Origin of the sequence: Vibrio sp. Vb0598 (genome assembly GCF_033338935.1) — a bacterium.
GTDB lineage: Bacteria > Pseudomonadota > Gammaproteobacteria > Enterobacterales > Vibrionaceae > Vibrio > Vibrio alginolyticus.
Window position 1 is genome coordinate 1 of record NZ_JAWOTP010000201.1, and the last position, 1,179, is coordinate 1,179.

Here is a 1,179-nt window from a genome sequence, read left to right on the forward strand (position 1 = left end):
TCTAGCGCCGTTTGATAAAGGGGGGAATCAGATCGGCCCAATTGTTCGGTCAATAAAGCGGATTGATGAATACGCTCTAAGCCTATTTGTGCGAGCCCGCCTTTAATCTTGTGCACGGTCTGGAGTAAATGTTTTGGTTCGTGTAAATGCGCTTTTAACGCTTCGAGATCTTCTGTCATGGTTTCCAGATACACCGTTGCCATGTGGTGTTGCATATCGGCTGGAAAGTGAGTTAACCATTGAGTATGTAGAGAAGAGTCTGAATTCATATAAGTGGAGCATCGTTTGTTATTGATTAAGAACAGATAAATAGTTATTAATTTTAAGAAACGGGTCAAGTATGGGGCTGTTTTTAAACTAATTCTAAATTATTGATATCTAATGTTTTATTGTGGTTGTGAGGCTTTTCTTACATCAAAATAGGAAGCCAATAAGGGAGAGGTTGCTGCACTACACTCGATAGCTGCGTTTCAAATTTCTTCATGTTAGAAATGAGTGGCATTTTATTGCTATCTTCTGAGTTGTAACTTTGCTTGTGGCATAAAGCATTCGCTCAAATTATTCCTAAACTTTTCAGTGTTATGGCCGCTATAGAACGTAACGAAGGCGGGAGAGTAGAATCTCTACCGAAGTCTTGTTCAAAATTGAGACATATTTTCACTGTTTGAGATGGAAGTGTGCAGTAATCGTCCTTTTGAAGGTTTACAAACACAGTCGTAAAGACTAAAAAGGACGCTTGGATTTTTTGCCGTAGGAAGAAGTTCTTTACGGTATTGCATCAAGCCTTTTCTTGACGCGTTTTTTGGATATTGGGTCTATGAGTAACGTAACCAGCACCATTTTGACTGAAAGTGGTACCAATGAACTCGAAATTATTGAGTTTCACCTAGAAAAACAATTGCCAGACGGCAGCACCAAAACCTGTTATTACGGTATTAACGTTGCCAAAGTACGTGAAGTGATTCGCGTGCCTGAGACGACAGATTATCCGAACGCGCAACCTCATATGATTGGTGTGTTCTCATCTCGCGATGTCCTAACGCCTTTAGTCGATTTGGCTGGTTGGTTAGGTGTCCCTACGCGACAAGACCTTGAACGCAAGTTTGTTATCGTTACCGATTTCAACAAGATGACCAATGGCTTCCTAATCGACAGCATTTCACGTATTCACCGTATTTC

Annotated in this window: 2 protein-coding genes; one reads left to right on the plus strand and one right to left on the minus strand. The window is 40.7% G+C overall.

From position 1 onward, the window contains the following. Window positions 1-269 (minus strand): Hpt domain-containing protein (locus tag R7Q38_RS24075; protein WP_318114587.1); only part of this gene is annotated, 269 nt, incomplete at its 3' end. Window positions 270-817: 548 nt separating this feature from the next. Here R7Q38_RS24075 and R7Q38_RS24080 point away from each other — a divergent pair. Beyond that, window positions 818-1,179: chemotaxis protein CheW (locus R7Q38_RS24080; protein ID WP_318114589.1), on the plus strand; the 362-nt coding region annotated here is incomplete at its 3' end.